At 51.0% G+C, this 17,378-nt stretch carries 14 protein-coding genes; 4 read left to right on the forward strand and 10 right to left on the reverse strand.

Going from position 1 to position 17,378, the window contains the following annotated elements:
* Nucleotides 1-78: 78 nt before the first annotated feature.
* Nucleotides 79-2,943 carry a sialidase family protein gene (locus tag GT409_RS15315; protein ID WP_160629921.1) on the forward strand — a complete coding sequence of 955 codons (2,865 nt, stop codon included), beginning with the start codon at nucleotides 79-81 and terminating at the stop codon, nucleotides 2,941-2,943.
* Nucleotides 2,944-2,949: 6 nt separating this feature from the next.
* Here GT409_RS15315 and GT409_RS15320 read toward each other — a convergent pair whose 3' ends face one another.
* Nucleotides 2,950-3,231, reverse strand: a complete 282-nt coding sequence (locus GT409_RS15320) for a peptidylprolyl isomerase (protein ID WP_160629922.1) — start codon at nucleotides 3,229-3,231, stop codon at nucleotides 2,950-2,952.
* 80 nt (nucleotides 3,232-3,311) lie between these two features.
* Here GT409_RS15320 and hisB point away from each other — a divergent pair, with 80 nt between their 5' ends.
* Nucleotides 3,312-3,917 carry an imidazoleglycerol-phosphate dehydratase HisB gene (gene hisB / locus GT409_RS15325; RefSeq protein ID WP_160629923.1) on the forward strand — a complete coding sequence of 202 codons (606 nt, stop codon included), beginning with the start codon at nucleotides 3,312-3,314 and terminating at the stop codon, nucleotides 3,915-3,917.
* Here hisB and rlmN read toward each other — a convergent pair whose 3' ends face one another.
* Nucleotides 3,918-4,934 (reverse strand): 23S rRNA (adenine(2503)-C(2))-methyltransferase RlmN, encoded by a 1,017-nt coding sequence (gene rlmN / locus GT409_RS15330; RefSeq protein ID WP_160629924.1) that lies wholly within the window; start codon nucleotides 4,932-4,934, stop codon nucleotides 3,918-3,920. It lies immediately after the preceding gene.
* A 25-nt stretch (nucleotides 4,935-4,959) separates the two neighbouring features.
* The gene (locus tag GT409_RS15335) at nucleotides 4,960-6,042 is read right to left on the reverse strand and encodes an LptF/LptG family permease (RefSeq protein ID WP_160629925.1); all 1,083 of its coding nucleotides are present in this window, start codon (nucleotides 6,040-6,042) and stop codon (nucleotides 4,960-4,962) included.
* Between the two features lie 116 nt (nucleotides 6,043-6,158).
* Here GT409_RS15335 and zwf point away from each other — a divergent pair, with 116 nt between their 5' ends.
* Both zwf and GT409_RS15345 read left to right on the forward strand, forming a co-directional pair.
* A complete protein-coding gene (zwf, locus tag GT409_RS15340) occupies nucleotides 6,159-7,658 on the forward strand; it encodes a glucose-6-phosphate dehydrogenase (RefSeq protein ID WP_160629926.1) in 1,500 nt (499 codons plus the stop codon).
* A 65-nt stretch (nucleotides 7,659-7,723) separates the two neighbouring features.
* Nucleotides 7,724-9,154, forward strand: a complete 1,431-nt coding sequence (locus tag GT409_RS15345) for an NfeD family protein (RefSeq protein WP_160629927.1) — start codon at nucleotides 7,724-7,726, stop codon at nucleotides 9,152-9,154.
* On the opposite strand, the gene GT409_RS15350 is transcribed toward GT409_RS15345, so the two are convergent.
* The 7 genes from GT409_RS15350 to GT409_RS15380 are packed head-to-tail and all read right to left on the reverse strand — an operon-like array spanning nucleotide 9,151 to nucleotide 17,335.
* Nucleotides 9,151-10,575: a vWA domain-containing protein gene (locus tag GT409_RS15350; protein WP_160629928.1), complete on the reverse strand. Its 1,425-nt coding sequence runs from the start codon at nucleotides 10,573-10,575 to the stop codon at nucleotides 9,151-9,153. The two genes, GT409_RS15345 and GT409_RS15350, sit on opposite strands and share 4 nt — an antisense overlap.
* A 27-nt stretch (nucleotides 10,576-10,602) precedes the next feature.
* On the reverse strand, nucleotides 10,603-12,033 hold the full coding sequence (locus GT409_RS15355; protein ID WP_160629929.1) for a hypothetical protein: 1,431 nt from the start codon (nucleotides 12,031-12,033) through the stop codon (nucleotides 10,603-10,605).
* Nucleotides 12,034-12,056: 23 nt separating this feature from the next.
* A complete protein-coding gene (locus GT409_RS15360) occupies nucleotides 12,057-12,497 on the reverse strand; it encodes an ExbD/TolR family protein (protein ID WP_160629930.1) in 441 nt (146 codons plus the stop codon).
* 2 nt (nucleotides 12,498-12,499) lie between these two features.
* Nucleotides 12,500-12,931, reverse strand: a complete 432-nt coding sequence (locus tag GT409_RS15365) for an ExbD/TolR family protein (protein ID WP_160629931.1) — start codon at nucleotides 12,929-12,931, stop codon at nucleotides 12,500-12,502.
* A gap of 22 nt (nucleotides 12,932-12,953) precedes the next feature.
* Nucleotides 12,954-13,697 carry a MotA/TolQ/ExbB proton channel family protein gene (locus tag GT409_RS15370; RefSeq protein ID WP_160629932.1) on the reverse strand — a complete coding sequence of 248 codons (744 nt, stop codon included), beginning with the start codon at nucleotides 13,695-13,697 and terminating at the stop codon, nucleotides 12,954-12,956.
* A gap of 33 nt (nucleotides 13,698-13,730) precedes the next feature.
* On the reverse strand, nucleotides 13,731-14,519 hold the full coding sequence (locus tag GT409_RS15375) for a hypothetical protein (protein WP_160629933.1): 789 nt from the start codon (nucleotides 14,517-14,519) through the stop codon (nucleotides 13,731-13,733).
* A complete protein-coding gene (locus tag GT409_RS15380) occupies nucleotides 14,519-17,335 on the reverse strand; it encodes a tetratricopeptide repeat protein (protein ID WP_160629934.1) in 2,817 nt (938 codons plus the stop codon). Before GT409_RS15380 ends, GT409_RS15375 begins: the two co-directional genes overlap by 1 nt.
* Nucleotides 17,336-17,378 lie beyond the last annotated feature (43 nt).

The following is a 17,378-nucleotide window of genomic DNA, read 5'->3' on the forward strand; positions in this document are numbered from 1 at the left end:
CAAATTGTTTCCAGCCGAACTTTCTGCTATAAATTTTCGGTTCCAAACCTGTTATTTTCAGCAAAGGCTCCGGCTCTCATGAAAAAAATATTGCATTTAACCGCAGCGCTCACTTTCGCCTATGCACTCTCCGCCCGAAGTTTAGATTTCAGCAGCGTTCCCGGCGTTGTATTGGATCATCAGGACACGTATTACGGCTGGTTTTACTCAACCCCCGAAAAATTCATTTCCGACCCGGAAATTCTGGTGCTGTCCAGCGGCGATTACCTTGCCTCACACGCACTGGCCGGACGCGAATCCGGTTCCGACTCCTCCGGATTGACCTCTGTTTTTCGTTCTACCGATCAGGGAGCAACATGGACTCAAGTGAGTTCGGATATCACCGGTCTGTTGCGCGCCAGCATGATTGAACATAACGGTGCTGTTTATCTGATGGGAACCCTGAATGATGACGGCGGCGGTATCGTGATCGCCAAATCGACGGATCACGGTGCAACATGGACAAAATCCGCAACCTTTACATACAGCGGACTGGCGACACCCAATAATCCAGTCGTTTTTCAGGATCGCATCTGGAGTGCCGCCGGTACGGCCAGCGTTTCCGCACCCTCTGATGCGGCCAACCTGCTTCTGCCAGCAACCTGGACTCGAACCGGCGGCTTCCCGGCAATTCAGGCAAGCTGGCCCGGCGATTTTATCGGTGAAGGCCAGATTGTGGCGTCACCGAATCTTGGTCTGTTTATTATGCCCAAGGTAAAATACGAACCGCTAACGGCTTTGGCCCGGGTCGATGCCTCCACCGGCGTTGTGGCATTTGATCCTGATCATGATTTTGCCTCCCTGCCAGGCGGCGAGAAAAAAATCGGCGCCGGCTATGACAGCGTTTCCGGCCGTTTTTTTGCGCTGACCCAGCCGATTCTTCCGGTTCATGCCGATTCCGGAATTGCCTCCGACATGATCCGCAACAGCGCTGCAATTCTAAGCTCAACCGATCTGTATAACTGGAAAATCGAAAAGTTTCTTCTCTATTCTTCTGATGTTGAAAAAGATGGATTCGGATATATGAACTTTGATTTCGACGGCGATGATATGGTGCTGGTTTCCCGAACCGCATGGCCGGTTGGAGGCGATGATCCCGACCGGGGACACGATTCCAACCTGCTGACATTTCACCGGATTGAGAACGTCCGCAACCTGATTCCCGATCATTACCTGGCCATCAGCGGAAACCGCATTCTGAGGTATGAGCGCACAGCAGATCCAAAAGACGATAACGTTCCCCTGGGCGACTTCCCGCTGGGATCAATCTTTGACAGAGCCGCTCTCAGCAGTCCCACGAGGCTGGGACAGACGGCCGACGGGTCCGTTTATATTCAGGAGTCCGGCGGCCGCATTCTGTGTTTTGATGCAACGGGAAATTTCCTGCATACAACCAACGCTTCGCCTGTCATGTTGCAGCCTCCGCCGCTGACGATCAGCCAGCCGGCCGGCGGCACATGCGCATGGACGACACCCGAATCAGACGACTGGACCGACCCGCTCAACTGGTATTACTGGAACCGTGCCGACACGTCCGAAGAGGTTGCCGTTTTTGGCAGTGCGGCGTCCACTGCGACATCCGTTACGATTCCATCCATCTCAAAAGAATATCTTTTTGGAAACGCCGATGAGCTGAGCGAATGGCTGACCAGAAATATCACCAATGCCGTTGTAAACAACGGCACTTATCAGGCAACTCCTGTCACAACCGACCCTTATATTTACCGCACCGATCAGTCATTTTTTGGAAACGAAGTTCCTGAAATCAAAGTCCGCATGAAAGCGTCCGCAAATACAACGCTCCAGTTTTACTGGGGGACTGCCGCTGCAAACTCTTTTTCGGGAACCCGGGTTGTTACTGCTCCTTACACAGGCAACGGTGAGTTTCAGACGCTTACTTTTTCGCTCGCCGGCCATGCACAATGGGACGGACAGCTCATCAAGCGCATACGGGTTGACCCGGTTAACGGGTCACTGGCTGCGTTCGAAATCGACAGCATAACTGTTAAAGAAATCCCGACATATGTCAAAGGCCTGCAGTTTCGTAACTCACAGTCCTACACCCTTTCCGGATCTGGTTTTATTTCCATCAAGGCGGATTCAGGAAAAGGATCCATTCATGTTTTCGAAGGACGTCATGAAATTCAGGTTCCAATCGTTCTCGAAAGCGATACCGATGCCGCAGCAGAGTCCGGCACAACTCTTGTATTTTCCGGAGGTATGGATCTCAACGGGAACACCCTGTCTGTTTCGGGAAGCGGAAATCTAACCGTCACAAACTCCTTCAGCATGGCGGAGGGAACTCTGTCAGTAACCAACGGTTCCGTTGTTGCAATGAATGTCGCCACCGGCGATTTCAACGGAACTCTGGAGTTCAACGGCGGCAGCAGTTTTTCCCCCGAAATCGACGATACATTCAAGATCCTGGCCGGCAGCATCGCAACCAACCGATTCGCACAACTGTCTCTGCCTGTTCTTAAAGAAGGCCTCGGATGGGATACATCCATGCTGTATGACAACGGAACCATAACCGTGATCTCAGCAATTCCTGACACATGGAGAGCAGAATATGGTCTGGCAGATGACGGCTCCGAGGACTTTATTGACTCCGATGGAGACAACATGGACAACTTTTCGGAATGGAAAGCAGGAACAGATCCGAAGGACCCACAGTCCTTCTTTTCTATCGCGCAAGATCCGTCCGATTTCCCTAATGGTTTCAAACTGCTGTGGAACAGTCTTTCTGGACGCACCTACCGGGTTGAAAGCGCCACCAATCTGTTGGCAATCCCGGCATTTCAAACGCTGACATCCGGAATCTCGGGCGTAAACAGCACGACGGAATTTGTTGATACAAACGCCGTCGCACTGCAGGCCCGTTACTATCGAATCATTATCGAATAGCGCCGATTAATTATTGCGCATAGTGACTTCCACGAGATGGTATCCGAACTGCGTTTTGACCGGACCCTGCACTTCTCCGACCGGCGCGCTGAAAACAACGTCATCAAATTCTTTCACCATCTGTCCCGGACCAAAAGTACCGAGTGCCCCGCCCTGCTTTCCGGACGGACAGGATGAGTGCTGTTTTGCCAGCTCTGCGAAATCTGCGCCATCAGCGATCTGCTGTTTCAGGTCGTTGCACTGCTCCTCAGTGCTCACGAGAATATGTCTTGCTGCTGCCTGTGCCATAAGAATCTCCTTTTCGTTTTTCTGTAAAGATTTAAGATGCCAGCTGAATTTCAGAAATCAAGCCAATGCAAGGATATGCTATGACCGAACGCAAAGCGACCATTGAACGGAAAACCGGCGAAACCGACATTCAGCTGTCGATCAACCTCGACGGAACCGGAAAGTATTCCATTGAAACCGGTGTACCGTTTTTCAACCACATGCTCGATCTGCTCAGCAAACATTCTCTGATCGATATGGACATCAAAGCCAGCGGCGACATTGATGTGGATTACCACCACCTCGTTGAAGATGTTGCATTAGCGCTCGGTCAGGCCTTCAGCGAAGCTCTTGGCGAGCGGCGCGGAATCAACCGTTACGGTTTCTGGGTGCTTCCGATGGACGACGCCATAGCGCAGGCGGAAGTCTGCCTCGACCTCGGTGGACGCCCCTACCTCGTCTACAACTTCGCCAACCAGAAAAATATGATCCGCGATTTCGACTGCGACATCCTCAAACATTTCTGGCGCTCGTTTGCCGACACGGCAAAAATGAACCTGCACATCGACCAGAAGTACGGCGAGGATCTTCATCACGCCCACGAGGCCGTCTTTAAAGCCGTCGCCCGCGCCCTGCGTATGGCCTGCACCGCCGACGAACGCGCTCTGGATGCAGTTCCATCCAGCAAAGGCACTCTTTCGAAATAGTTATTTCCCCGCCAGCTGGCCGCAGGCGGCGGCGATGTCGTCGCCGAGGGAATAACGCAGCGTAGTTTTAAACCCGGCTGCGCGAAGCTGTTCACCAAACGCTTCGCGCTCCTCTTTGGATACCGGCTGGAACTCCGCTCCAGGATGAGCGTTAAACTGAATCAGGTTGATATGCGCGTCCGTACCGCTCAGAAATTCTTTGAGCGCTTCCAGATCTTTCGGGCCATCGTTGATGCCTTTAAGCATCAGATACTCGACCATAAAGCCTGACGTGTTTCCAAGGATTGGAAAAACCGCTCTCAGTTTTTCCAGGGTTTGGATTTTTGCAACCGGCATGAGCGTTTCGCGCACCTCCTGACGAGCGCTGTGCAGGCTGAGTGCAAGACGGATTTTGGGGAATCGTTCTGCAAAGCGCACCATGGCATCAGGAATGCCGACGGTGGAAACCAACAGATGGTTTTCCGACAAATTAAAGAAAAGCGGGTCGCGCAGAATTTCCAGGCATTGAAAAAGATTCTCTTCGTTATGCAGCGGCTCGCCCATCCCCATTACCACCACGTTGCGGAGCATCCGTCCCTCTTCGCGCAACAGCCGCCTGGCGAGCAGAACCTGGTCGAGCATTTCTTGCGAGGTCAGATTCCGGATAAAGCCCAGCTTGCCGGTCGCACAAAATCCACAGCCGGCGGCACAGCCGATCTGCGAGGAAATACAAAGACTCGTCCGTCCGCTAGCAATCCGCAAAACCACTGCTTCAATGCGGTGTTTATCCCGGGTTTGAAAAACCAGCTTGGATGCGCCGTCTATTTGGGAATCATGTCTCTCCACAATTTCCAAACAGGCTGAGTCAGCACCCATTTTTTCCAGACATTGGACTCCGCCGGGGAGCAGTTCTGCGCATTCTTCCGGCGGCAGTGCTTTTTTGAGGTAGGCATTGAGAAACTTTTTCCGCTGCGATGGATCGCGGATCAGTTTTTCCAAGGTTTGGATGTTGTAAGGAGAGTTCATCCGAACAGACATAAACAGGCTTGAAGCCTGCCCTGCTTTAGCGCATGCGGTAAATCATAAAGGGCGTGATGACAACGAACAGGATGACGGGAAGCCATCCACCAAGAAAAGCGGGCATAAGTTCCTGCTTGGCGATATACTGCGAGAGCAGCTGCAGTGCATAGAAAACAAAGAAAAGCGACATGGCGATCATGATGCCGGCAAAGGCGCCGCGCCGGCCGGTATGCGCACCGACAGGAACCCCGATGAGGGTTACAATGAAACAAACGAGCGGTGTCGCCAGCCGGGCGTGCAGATCGACAAGCAACCGGGAACGGGAGCTGTCGGAAATCATTTTTTTAGACTCAAGGTAACGCTTCATTTCCCGGGAGGAGAGATAACGCGGTTCTTTGACTTCGCTCATGAAGGTTTGCGGAGTTTCAGTCAGAGTGTACATCTCTTTCTGCATGATCATTTCGGGCGCTCCCGCCAAGTCGCCATGTTCGTCGTAGCGCTGCACTGTGGCATTCATGAACCACCAGGTTCCATCAAGCCACAGGGCTTTTTCGGCTTCATATTTTATTTCGCCGGATCCGTCGGCGAGCGGCTGAACAAGCCGTACGTTATAAAGAGACTGATCGCGGGTATCCATGCGCTGGACATACCAGTCGTTTCCGCCGTCTTTCAAAGCAATATTTTCGGCAAAAAAGGTTTCATCAAGCCGGCCACCTGTTTGGTAGTTGCGGAACTGCTCTGCGCGGTATCCGGCATTCGGAGCGATTTTTTCATTGATCAGGAAGCAAACCAGCGTGGCGAGCAGTCCGACGCCGATAAACGGCATGATAATGCGGTAAATGCTGACACCTCCGGCGCGCATAGCGGTGATTTCGCTGTGGCGAGTGAGCTGAGACAGACTGTAGAGCATTGCCAGCAGCAGGCAGGCAGGCAAAATCAGCACTAATGCGGGAGGCAGCAACAAAACGTAGTAATAAAGGATCTCAGACGGCCGGATGTCGCTGCCGAGAAAATCGCTGAAGTTATCAAACAGGTCATTAATGATAAAAAGCAGGGAAAATCCGAGCAGACAGTAGAACAGTGGCCAGATCAGGCTTTTAAGCAGATATTTGGTCAGAATTTTCATAAATCGGTCTGGAACGGTATCCTGAAAGATGCAGGGCGGCAAGTGCCGATGTATGCGACTTGAACATCACGAACGAATACCTGATAGTTCTTGTCCGTTATTGGAAGGAGTAAAAGATGTCTTTGATGGAAGTGAAAGCAAATGAACCGGTCACCTTTGTGATTTTTGGAGCCACAGGGGACTTAACGCGCAGAAAGCTGCTGCCTGCCCTCTATACCCTTTTCCGCGAACGGGCACTGCCGGAACAGTTCACCATCATCGGCTTTGCTCGCAGGGAATATGACAACGAAGAATTTTGTGAATTGATGGGGGCCGCCCTGCGCGAGCACAGCCGCCTCCCGGCCGATGATGCATCACTGAAAGAATTCTGCTCTCATTTACTCTATCACCGCGGAGACCTCTCTGATCCTGCCGCTTTCCAGTCCCTGAATGACCGGTTTACCAACGATTCAACCCTGCCTGCCAACCGCCTGCTCTATCTTTCAATTTCCTCAGATATGGTCGATCAGACAGTACATTTTGCACACAATGCAGGCCTGATTACTCCGGCCAATCAAACGCCATGGACACGAGTCATTATTGAAAAACCGTTTGGGCGCGATCTTGAAACCGCCAAGGCGCTGAATCAAAACCTGCTGGCCTACCTTGCGGAGTCTCAAATCTACCGGATCGACCATTACCTCGGAAAAGAAACCGTGCAGAACATCCTTTCTTTCCGCTTTGCCAACACGATTTTCGAACCGGTTTTCAACCGCACCTATGTCGATCATATTCAGATTACCGCCGCAGAAACAGTGGGGATGGAAAGCGGTCGAGGTGCCTTTTATGACCGGACCGGGGCTTTGCGCGACATGGTCGCCAACCATCTGTTCCAGCTGCTTTGTCTGGTGACCATGGAGCCGCCGGACGGCCTGAATGCCGCCGCGATTCGTGCCGAAAAAATGAAGATCCTGCACGCGCTGCAGCCGGCTGCCAGCATGCAGAACCGGCCAGGCGGCGTGTTTGGTCAATATGCCAAAGGTGATGATATCAACGCTTTTCGAGAAGAAGACCGGGTCAGTCCGGACTCGCAGACCGAAACGTTTGTTGCACTGCGAATGGAAATCAACAACTGGCGCTGGGCCGGTGTTCCGATTTATCTGCGCACCGGCAAACGGATGTCGAAAAAAACCACAGAAATCGCAGTTCAGTTCCGGATTCCGGCCATGCAGCTGTTCCAGCATGTGGCCTGCGAAGGCGACGTCTGTGACCTGACCGGTGTTAAACCCAACACCCTGATTTTCCGCATTCAGCCAGACGAAGGAATTTTCCTGCAGGTATCGGCCAAGCGACCCAGTATGCAGCTGGTTGTAGAAAGCGTGGATATGGACTTCTCCTATTCCGGGAAATGGGACAAGGAACTGCCCGAAGCCTACGAACGCCTTCTGCTCGACGCTCTGCGCGGCGATCCCACGCTGTTCACACGTTCCGACGAAGTGGAATCAGAATGGCAGGTAATCGACGCCATATGGAAGGCAACAGAAGGCCAGAAGCCGGTTGACTACGCCCCCGGATCGTGGGGCCCAACGGATGCAGACCAGCTTATTGCTCCGTTCAGCTGGCGAAACGAGCAGTAACCCCGGATCGTTCCGGTCAAAATAACTGTTCCAATCTTTGGAAAAAATGAGCTATTCTCAACGGCATGAAAGCCCGTTGCATTATTCTGACTGTTTTCTCACTCCTCGTTTTTCCAATGCCTGGAAAAACTCAACCCCAAACTTCCAATGCCTGGGAATCCGGCGACCTCGAACCGAGCTTATTGCAAAGCAATAAGCAGGCGGTGGTCTTTCAAATCCCCATCGTAGAGCAGATTGATCCCGCATTGCTCTACGTAATCCGCCGGGGCGTTTCCGAAGCATCCGCCACAAAAGCCGACGCTATTATTTTCACGATGGATACCCCCGGGGGACGGGTTGACATCACTCGAAAAATACTGGAAATCATTCGGGAAATTGATGTTCCGGTTTATACTTTTGTTGAGCGCGATGCCTACTCGGCCGGAGCAATCATTGCGCTGTCCACAAAGATTTATATGGCACCGGGAAGCGTGATCGGTGCGGCGACTCCCATGCTGATGGGGCCGACCGGAGGACCGCAGGAGCTCAGTGACGACGTCAATGAAAAGATGAAATCCGCCGTGGCCGCAATGGTGCGCACCGCAGCGGAACAGGGAGGCCATGATCCGGAACTGGCGGAAGCCATGGTGCGGAAAGATGTTGAATACAGAATCGGCACGAATGTGGTCAGCAAGGTCGGAGAACTGCTTACTTTGACCAACAGTGAAGCCGAAGGAATCCTTTCCGAAGGAACCGTTAACGATATTAATGAACTGCTGGAGAAGATCGGACTCAAAGAGGCTGAAATCAAAAAGCTGGAAGTGACTCCGGCGGAAAAAGTGGCACGATTAATTGCGGCCATTGCCCCGATCCTGCTGATGCTGGGACTGGGCGGCATTTATCTGGAAATCAAGACGCCGGGATTCGGACTTCCCGGCATCGGCGGAGCGATTGCGCTGGCCCTTTTCTTTTTCGGTCATCATATTGCCGGACTGGCCGGAATGGAGGATATTGTTCTGTTTGTAATCGGCATTGGACTGCTGTTTGTTGAGGTATTCGTCACTCCCGGCTTCGGCATACTCGGGATCAGCGGCACGATACTGATTCTTATCTCCCTGTTAAGCGCCATGAGCTGGCAGGTACCTGGCGAACTGCTGCCTGCATTTTCCGGCGAGGGATCCACGATTCAACGCGCACTGATTAACCTGGCCCTTGGAATGGCCGGAACGATTATTCTAGGGGCAGCCGCCGGACGGTTTCTCCCTAAATCACGCGCCGTACGCCCCTTGGTTCTAGAACAAAGCACCAACAGAGAAAGCGGGTTCAGTGCTGCACATGACCACAGCAATTTGCTTGGAAAAGAAGGCATCGCAGAAATGAACCTTCACCCGGCAGGCCGGGCCGTCTTTGACGGAGAACGCATCAATGTGATTACCCACGGCGAATTCATAGAAAAAGGCTCCGGTGTAAAAATCACCGAAGCCCATGGGAATCGCATCGTCGTAGAAAAAGCCTAATCGTCCGACAAATCATTGTTTTTAAGAATATCTTCCATGGTTTTGGCTCCCTTCAAGAGCTCAAACCGGCCTTTAAATGCCCTGGGGATCTTCTTCAATGAAACAAAACGATATGCACAACCCTCGTTCCCCGGGGGTTCAATAGGAGTGCCGTCTTCAGCAATCAGCTTCACGATATGAATGGCAGGGTTGGGCAGTTTTTGCGGAGCATAGTTGAACCGGCAAACTGCCTCAAAGTGTTCAATCACCCAATCCGGCTCAACAATATTATTCGGGGCCAGCTCATAGAGATGCGGCATGCTCTGCCAATCCCATTTCAGCTCATTCCGTATATAATACCACCAGTCCTGCACGATTTTCGGAGGCTGGCCACCTGCCTGCCGCGCACGGTTTTCTTCAGCCAGTTTCTGCCTGGCTCTGGCCAGAATCTCTGCACGTTTCCGCTCATAACCAGCCACCCGGTCGGCTCCCCACCCGCGTGATTCGAGCCATTCTTCTTCGCTGTCAACATCATACTTTTTCAGCAAAAACTCTTTGGACGGACGCGGGATTCCGTATCCGCTGCACAAAACAAAAATATTATCTGCCCGTTGCTCCATAGCCGCCTGAATTGGACGTACCCAGCCAAACAAATGATACAGCGGAGAATCCTCATACTTTCGGGGTTCACGGTACGTTCCGGGAAGCCGATTCAGCCTGGCAACCACCGAAGGCGTGCTATTGAGCGGTGCAATCCATTGTTTTACAGCTTCGCGATTTTCCGGCGTAGCCGGAACCAGTTTCGAGCGAAACATCACTGTTGTGTTTCCGGAATAAACCATCACATTGAAAAGCGTTGCCGAACTCATCCCATTGATCATTTCAATCAAGCGGTCCTTCGCGAATTTATAAGTAAAATATCCACCTTTGCGGTCTTCCACCATCAGCTTGTTTGCATCGAGAATGAAAACCATTTTCTCGCCCTTGGATTTGGCTCCGAAGAAGTTCACTCCGGAAACTCCGAATCCGAGACTGCCTGCAGATCCCATACTGCTGAGACTGCGGTCTGCCCCTCCCGAACGATCGAAACCGGCGGATCCGAGATCGCCCATTCCCATCATATCCGGCAAAGAGAAGGATGCCTGCGACACACTGGCCATACGGGTGGTGACCTTGGGGCGCCGGCTTTTTTTCTGGAGGTTCTGCACCTTGACCGGCATCTGCAGCTGACGACGCTCCAGCTTCGGACGGCTTACATTTTCTCCGGAAAAAGAGGCATCGCGTTTCTGCACATATTTAATGGCAACAATAGAACCTGCCAGAATAATCAGCAAAGCATGAATTCCAATACTGATTGCTGCAGCTTCCGTTGACGCCGCGATAGTCTTCTTTTTCAGAGAACCGGCAGGATTACTTGATTTTGATCGTTTTAATTTCCACATTCTGATTTCTAAATTTCAATAGCGATTTTAATCGCCAAGGTCGTTATTTTTAAGCAGGTCTTCCATCGTCGCAGCCCCCTGCAAATGCTCAAATCGTCCATCAAACGCTCTTGCGGTTTTCTTGAGCGAAGTATACTGGAACGTCTGAGCATCGTTGCCCGGCGGATCAATCGGAGTTCCATCTGCGGCAATCAGCTTCACAATATGAATGGCAGGTTTGGGAAGTTTCTGCGGCACATAATTAAAGGTGTACACAGCATTAAAATAATCAATAATCCATTCCGGCTGGTAGGAACCATGATTCACCAACTGCCAAAGTTTGGGAATATCATCCGGGACATCCCATTTCAGCTCTTCACGCATGTAATACATCCAATGACCGTCCGCAACAAATTTAGGAGGCAGTCCCTTTTCCTGACGAGCTTTATTTTCTTCTGCCAATTTCTGCCGGGCGCTTGCCAGAATTCCAGCACGTTTCCGCTGAAACGTTGCAATACGATCGGCATCCCACCCGCGCGATTCCATCCATTTTTCCTTACTGTCGATGTCAAACCTCTCCATGATCTCGGCATCAGGAACCGGCTGCCAACCGAATCCGCTGCATAAGATAAAGATGTTGTCCGCTTTCTGCTCCATGGCAGCCTGAACGGGACGAACCCAATAATACAGCCGGCTTAAAGAACCATCGTCGTACTGCCGCGGGGGACGATACGCTCCCGGAAGATTATCAATGCGCCCGACAACTGAAGGAGTGCTGTTCAGGGGAGCCAGCCATTTTTTAACTGCTTCCCGGTTTTCCGGCGTAGCCGGAATCAGTTTCGGCTGAAACATGACAGAGCTGTCACGCAGATAAACCATCACGTTGAAAAGAGTGGCAGAACTCATCCCGTCAATCATTTCACCTAAGCGATCCTTTGCAAACTTGTAGGTGAAATAACCTCCACGCCGGTCTTCGACCATTCGCTTATCAGCATCGATGACGAAAACCATTTTTTCGCCTTTCGAGCGGGCTCCGAAGAAGTTCACACCGGAAACCCCGAATCCCAGACTTCCGGCAGAGCCCATGCTGCTGAGGCTGCGGTCTGCCCCGCCCGAGCGGTCAAAACCGGTCGATCCGAGATCGCCCATCCCCATCATATCCGGCAAAGAGAAGGATGCCTGCGACACACTGGCCATACGGGTGGTGACCTTGGGACGCCGGCTTTTTTTCTGGAGGTTCTGCACCTTGACCGGCATCTGCAGCTGACGACGCTCCAGCTTCGGACGGCTTACATTTTCTCCGGAAAAAGCGGCATCACGCTTCTGCACATATTTAATGGCAACAATGGAACCAGCCAGCAGGATCAGAATCACATGGATACCGATACTGATTGCAGCAGCTTCCGTGGAACAAACCAAAGCCTTCTTCTTCAGCGCACCCGCTGAATTTTCCACCCCAGTCTGTTTCTTTTTGAACATTACAGAAGCACTCCTCTACCGGTTTATTCAGCGGAGCCAAACGTGACACTGGTAATCTGTGCGCCGGCACAGGCATTCAGCACATCAATCACCCGCTCATGGAGTGAATTATCTTCAGCAGCGATTGTAATCATTGCCGGAGTATTCATCAGAGCAGAAGCTTCACGATAGCGGGTCAATGTACGCTCCAGATCCTCAAGGTCTGCTTTGTTCGGGTCCGTATACTCGCGGTCATTCAGAACAATATGACCATTGGCAAGCACCTCAATAATCTGCTCATCCGGCATTTTCAGCTCCTGAGTCTGTGCCACAGCACTCGGGAGACTCATGCTCAAATCAGCCTCGGAACGTTTCAGGGAAGAGCTGACCATAAAATAGATCAGCAGCAGAAACACCACATCAATGAGCGGAGCAATCTGCAGTTCCACTTTTTCGTTAATCAGATCGTCAAGCCAGGCTTTCATAATTAATTCCCGGATTCAAAGGTACCAAAGATAATGTCCACAATGCCGGCACTGGCACAGGCCTCCATCACCTTCTTAATGTGCTTGTGTTTTACGCGCCGGTCCGCCCGCAGGTAAACCTGCAGGTTCTCATTCGCCTCATGCAGATTTCCAATTGCCGCAGTAAAACGTTCAAGGTCGACAATCTGTAGGTTCATGAAGATCTCAGCCTCTTCGCCACTGTCATCCACAGAACGGATGGTTACCAACTGGCGGTCGCGTGCCTCTTTCGGAACCTTTGCCTTATCAGCAACTGGAAGCAACACCGGAATGCGTTCCAGAGTTGTCAGATGCGATGCAACCATAAAGAAGATGAGCAACAGAAACACCATATCAATCATGGGAGCCATGTTGATATCGTCGTCGCCACCCTCCATGGGGATTTTAAACTTCATGGGGATCCTCCCGCCGGATTTCTTAGCGTACAGCGTTACGGTAAACGCTCATGAAATGGCTGACCATCCGGCCCATTGTAGACATATTCTTGATGAAGTTGTTTTTGAAAATGAAGTAGGCAATCATCGCCGGAATAGCAATAACCAGACCGGTAGCCGTTGTAATGAGAGCCTCACCAATGTTTCCGGCAAGCACTTCCGGTTTTCCCATACCGCCGGCGGCAATGCTCTGGAAGGCCTTAATCATACCGGACACCGTACCGAGCAGTCCGAGCATCGGAGCCGTTCCACCGATAATGGACAGGTAGTTGATCGGCTTCATGAAAGAAACCATCTGTTCGTTACCGGCTTCTTCAATGGCTTCAGCAATGTGAGCCGGATCATAATCATTCTCATTGATACGTTCCAGACCGGCATCCAGAACCGAGGTCATCAGGCTCGGGTTGTTCTGACAGATTTCACGGGCGCCAGCCACATCCCTTTTAGAAAGTTTTGCTTCAATGTCCTCTTTGAGATCAGCACGCAGCAGGCTTTTCTGACGAAGTAGCATGATGTTGCGAATGATGAAATAAAGCATGGCAGAAGAAAACAGACCCAGCGGCCACATGGACCATCCACCCTGCTTGAGCAGTTCCATGAACGTCGTTTTCTGAACGGCTTCCCCTGTCGCCTCGGCCGCTTCCTGCGCATTTGCACTGACCAGCACACCGACAAACATCACCAGCATTACCAGCATCACTGCTGTTTTAAAATATGACTTCTTCATTGTGGATCTCCTTCCCTGTTATTCTCCGACATTCTACTTCAATTCCTCAGCCCGAACGCTCCAGTAGCCTTCCGGATAAGCAATTTCAAATTCTTTTGCGATATGAGCCATCGACTCCAAATATCCGGTCCGTTTGTAAACCGCTGCTTCATAATATGTCGCAGCGGGGACCCATTCAGCATCCCGGCTGTTATAAACCAAGACGTTTGAAAAGTGCTGAAGCGCCGTTTCATAGTCGCGCTTCTCCATCGCCAAACGACCCTGAATATATTCACTAATCGACGATGAAATCTCTTCCGGCTTACTGATTGCCGAAAGCGCCCGCGCAACATCTTCCGGAGTTTTTTTCTGCTCCAGCATGACCAGCACTTTGTATAAGCCGGCCAACGGGGCATACTGGCTGTTTTTCTTCTGCAGGATGTTGGCCGCTGTCAGAGTTTCATCGTACTGCTCCGTCCAGAAACAAGCGCGCATTTTGTATTGAACATACAGATCAATATTTCCCGGCAGAGCCAGACCCTGCCTTACCGGAGCAAGGAATGAGTTCAGACGATCAACCAGAGCCTTGTAATCTCCCCGTGCAAAAAATCCGTCACATTCCTCAGCAGTCAGCGGCTCCTCAAATGTGAAGTTGGCGATTTGTATCTGGTCAAAAGCAACAGAAAGGTTCTCCTTCGCCAACACCACCTTTCCTGCCTGAACGACCAGATCATCAACCGTCCGCAGGGCTCCGTTTTTGAACGTGATTTCCACTTCATATTCAGCCTGCGCGGCAAACGCACAACCAAGCGCTACGATAAGAAATGTTTTGAAAACTCTCATTATTTATCTCCCTGAGGACGCAGCTTGGCTAGTCGAGCACGAGCCAAGGCACCTTCCGGCGTCGCCGCAATTGCTTCTTTTGAAAGCATCTCCTCACATGTCGAAATTATGTCAGCAGTGCGCCCACCCATTTTTTCGAGGCAGAGAATACTTCCTTCATATGCCTTTGCGGCCCACTCTGTGTGGCCTTCATACATCACATACACCCGCTGGAAGAATGCAAACGCTTCTGTCTCCCGGCCCTGTTCAAGGGTGCACATCCCGATCCAGTACAATGCCTCAGAAGTCAAAGGACCACGCCAGTCGGGCACTTTGAAAATATCCTGGTAGGCTTTAATGGCGAGATCATATTCCTTCGTCATACGATAGGAATCTGCCTTCACCATCTGAGTCAAACCGACTTCCTCCCGATAGCCGAATCGATTGATAATATCTTCCGCCAGGTTCTGAACCTGATCGTATTTTCCTTCTTTAAACAAAGCCTGCAGCTCAACATTCATCACATCGACAAGGATTTCTGATTCCTCGAAAGCTGCCATGCAGTGTTTATAGGCCTTGTGTACAAAATCGTAATCATTGCGGGCCAACGCTTCGTCTCCCATCAGTACAAGAGTCAGCGGACCGGCATCCTTAACATCAGAAGAAAGGATTTCTTTAACATACCGCTCACGCTGTCCGTCCGACAGGGTATAAGCAAACAAAGTCCCTAATCGCAATGCCAGCGTGGTCTGTCCATTGCTCTTTGCCCGAGCCAGCTCACGGTTCAGCTGGTTGACAACGGATCTGTTAGAGGTCCAGCCGCCTTCTTCTTCGTTTTCTTTAATCAGCTCCCGGAGAATCAGGTCAATATCAGCATTTTCCGGCTTGTTACCAAATTTAGCAATGGTCTCAATATACTGTTTAAGCGCTTTGTCGGTGTCGCCCATGGCTTTATAAGCTTTGCCCAACCAGAAACTCGCGCCCGGAACATTTCCTTCTTCACCGTTTTCACGGAGGTAGGCGTCCATCATATCAATGATTTTCCGGTACTCCTTCTGCAACTCATAAATTTTGGCAGTCTGGAACGTCGCGTAATTGAGCTGGTCAATCGATATAGCGCTTTCAATACCGCTGGTATAATATTTAAGAGCTTCCTCCAGGTCCCCTTCAGCTCCGCGCAAATCACCAATCATGCTGTAGGCTTCAGACTCAAGATTGCTGCCCGGGAATGTTTCAATAAAGCGCCGGAAAATCATTTCAGCATCTTCAAATCGGCCGGCCCCGTAAAGAGCAATCCCTAAACGATAAGAGGCATCCTCTTCAAACCGCAGCTGTGGATAATCCTTATTTTCAAGATATCCTGTAAACGCCGTGATAGCCGGCTCAAACTGCCCCATAAACAGGTGGCACATGGCAACCCAATAATCAGAGGCCTCATGATAGGTACTGTCCGGCCATTTTTCGAAGACTTCACGGAACTGCGCCAAAGCTTTTGCATATTCGATCTTCTGGAAATTAATATATCCCATCAGATACTTAACCTGATCAACAAAACGGTGGTTCGGCATCGTTTCCAAAGCATTCGCTCCAACCGCCAGAGCTTCGTCCAGCTTGCCAAGCTGAAGCAATACCTGCATCTGGTTTAAAGAAACCTCATCTGCAAATTTGCCGGTCGGATATTTTTTCAGGTAGTCATCAGCTTCCTGAACAGCGTCATCCAACTTCTGCATGTCCAGCGACACTGAAAAGGCCTGGAAACGGGCGTCATCAGCCAGCTTCAAATCAGGAAATCCCGTATAAAAACGGCGATAAAGCGTCAGTGCCGGCCAGTTGCGCTTCATGCCCGTGTAACATTTCCCGATGCGCATTTCCAGATCCGCGTCATATCCAGCCCCTTTACGGATCTGCTCCATTTCCTTGTTGTTCTGGGTCATCGCGGAGCGCAGCTTTTCCTGCTCGGCGTCGTATGCGCTGCGGGTTCTACCAATACGTTCCACAAAAGGCTCCGCCAGTGTTTTTTCAATCTGACGATTCTGCTTCTCGTAAAGCGCCAGTCGTTCAGCCCCTCTCAGGACTGTTCGGTACAAGACCAAGGCGTTTGCATAATCTCCCTCATTGAACTTCTGGTCCCCGGCTTCGATCAGCGCAACATTCAGAGCCCCGTTTTGGCGGACGGAATCATCGCAGTAGGATAGAAACTTAAGAAAATTATCAAAATCCTTCGATTTGACGAAACAACTGACCAGCATAATGGCGGACGCGTTGCGATCTTCAGGTTTTTCTGCCGTGTCAAACACCTGACGAAGAGGAACCGCGGCTTCTTTCCATTTTTCCTGATTATACAGCGCTTCGGCAAGCAGCTGGCGGGCAGACATGATACGTTTGGGATCAAGATGTGTCTGTCCCATCAACATCTTTGCATATCGCTCAGCACCCGCCCAGTCTTTGCCCATCGCAAATGCTTCGGCAATCATCAGAGAAGCCATCGGTGCTTTTGTGTCATCCGGGTATTTTTCTAAAAAATCCTGCAGCGCCCGAATTGCATCCGGATATCTTTCCATCTGCAGTTTACACGCACCAATCTGATACATGCAGAACGACCGAAGCTCGTTGGAATCCTTATCGTTCATCCCTTTCAGACGAACCAGAATCTCTTCCAGGTAAGGAAGCAAACTCGAAGGATTGTCGGCCTTTAAGAGATCTTTGGCTCGCTCGACCAGCACACTGGTCGCCATCGAGGCGATCTCCTGCCCAGACACTCTGCCGCAAACGGAAAACATAACGGCGACCAGAACGACCGCACGTATGCCAAACTTTAAATTACAGTTCTTAGACATAAGTTCATCAAGATAGCAAATAGTCCACAGACAAAACAAACGT

The organism is Tichowtungia aerotolerans (assembly GCF_009905215.1).
GTDB classification, from domain to species: domain Bacteria; phylum Verrucomicrobiota; class Kiritimatiellia; order Kiritimatiellales; family Tichowtungiaceae; genus Tichowtungia; species Tichowtungia aerotolerans.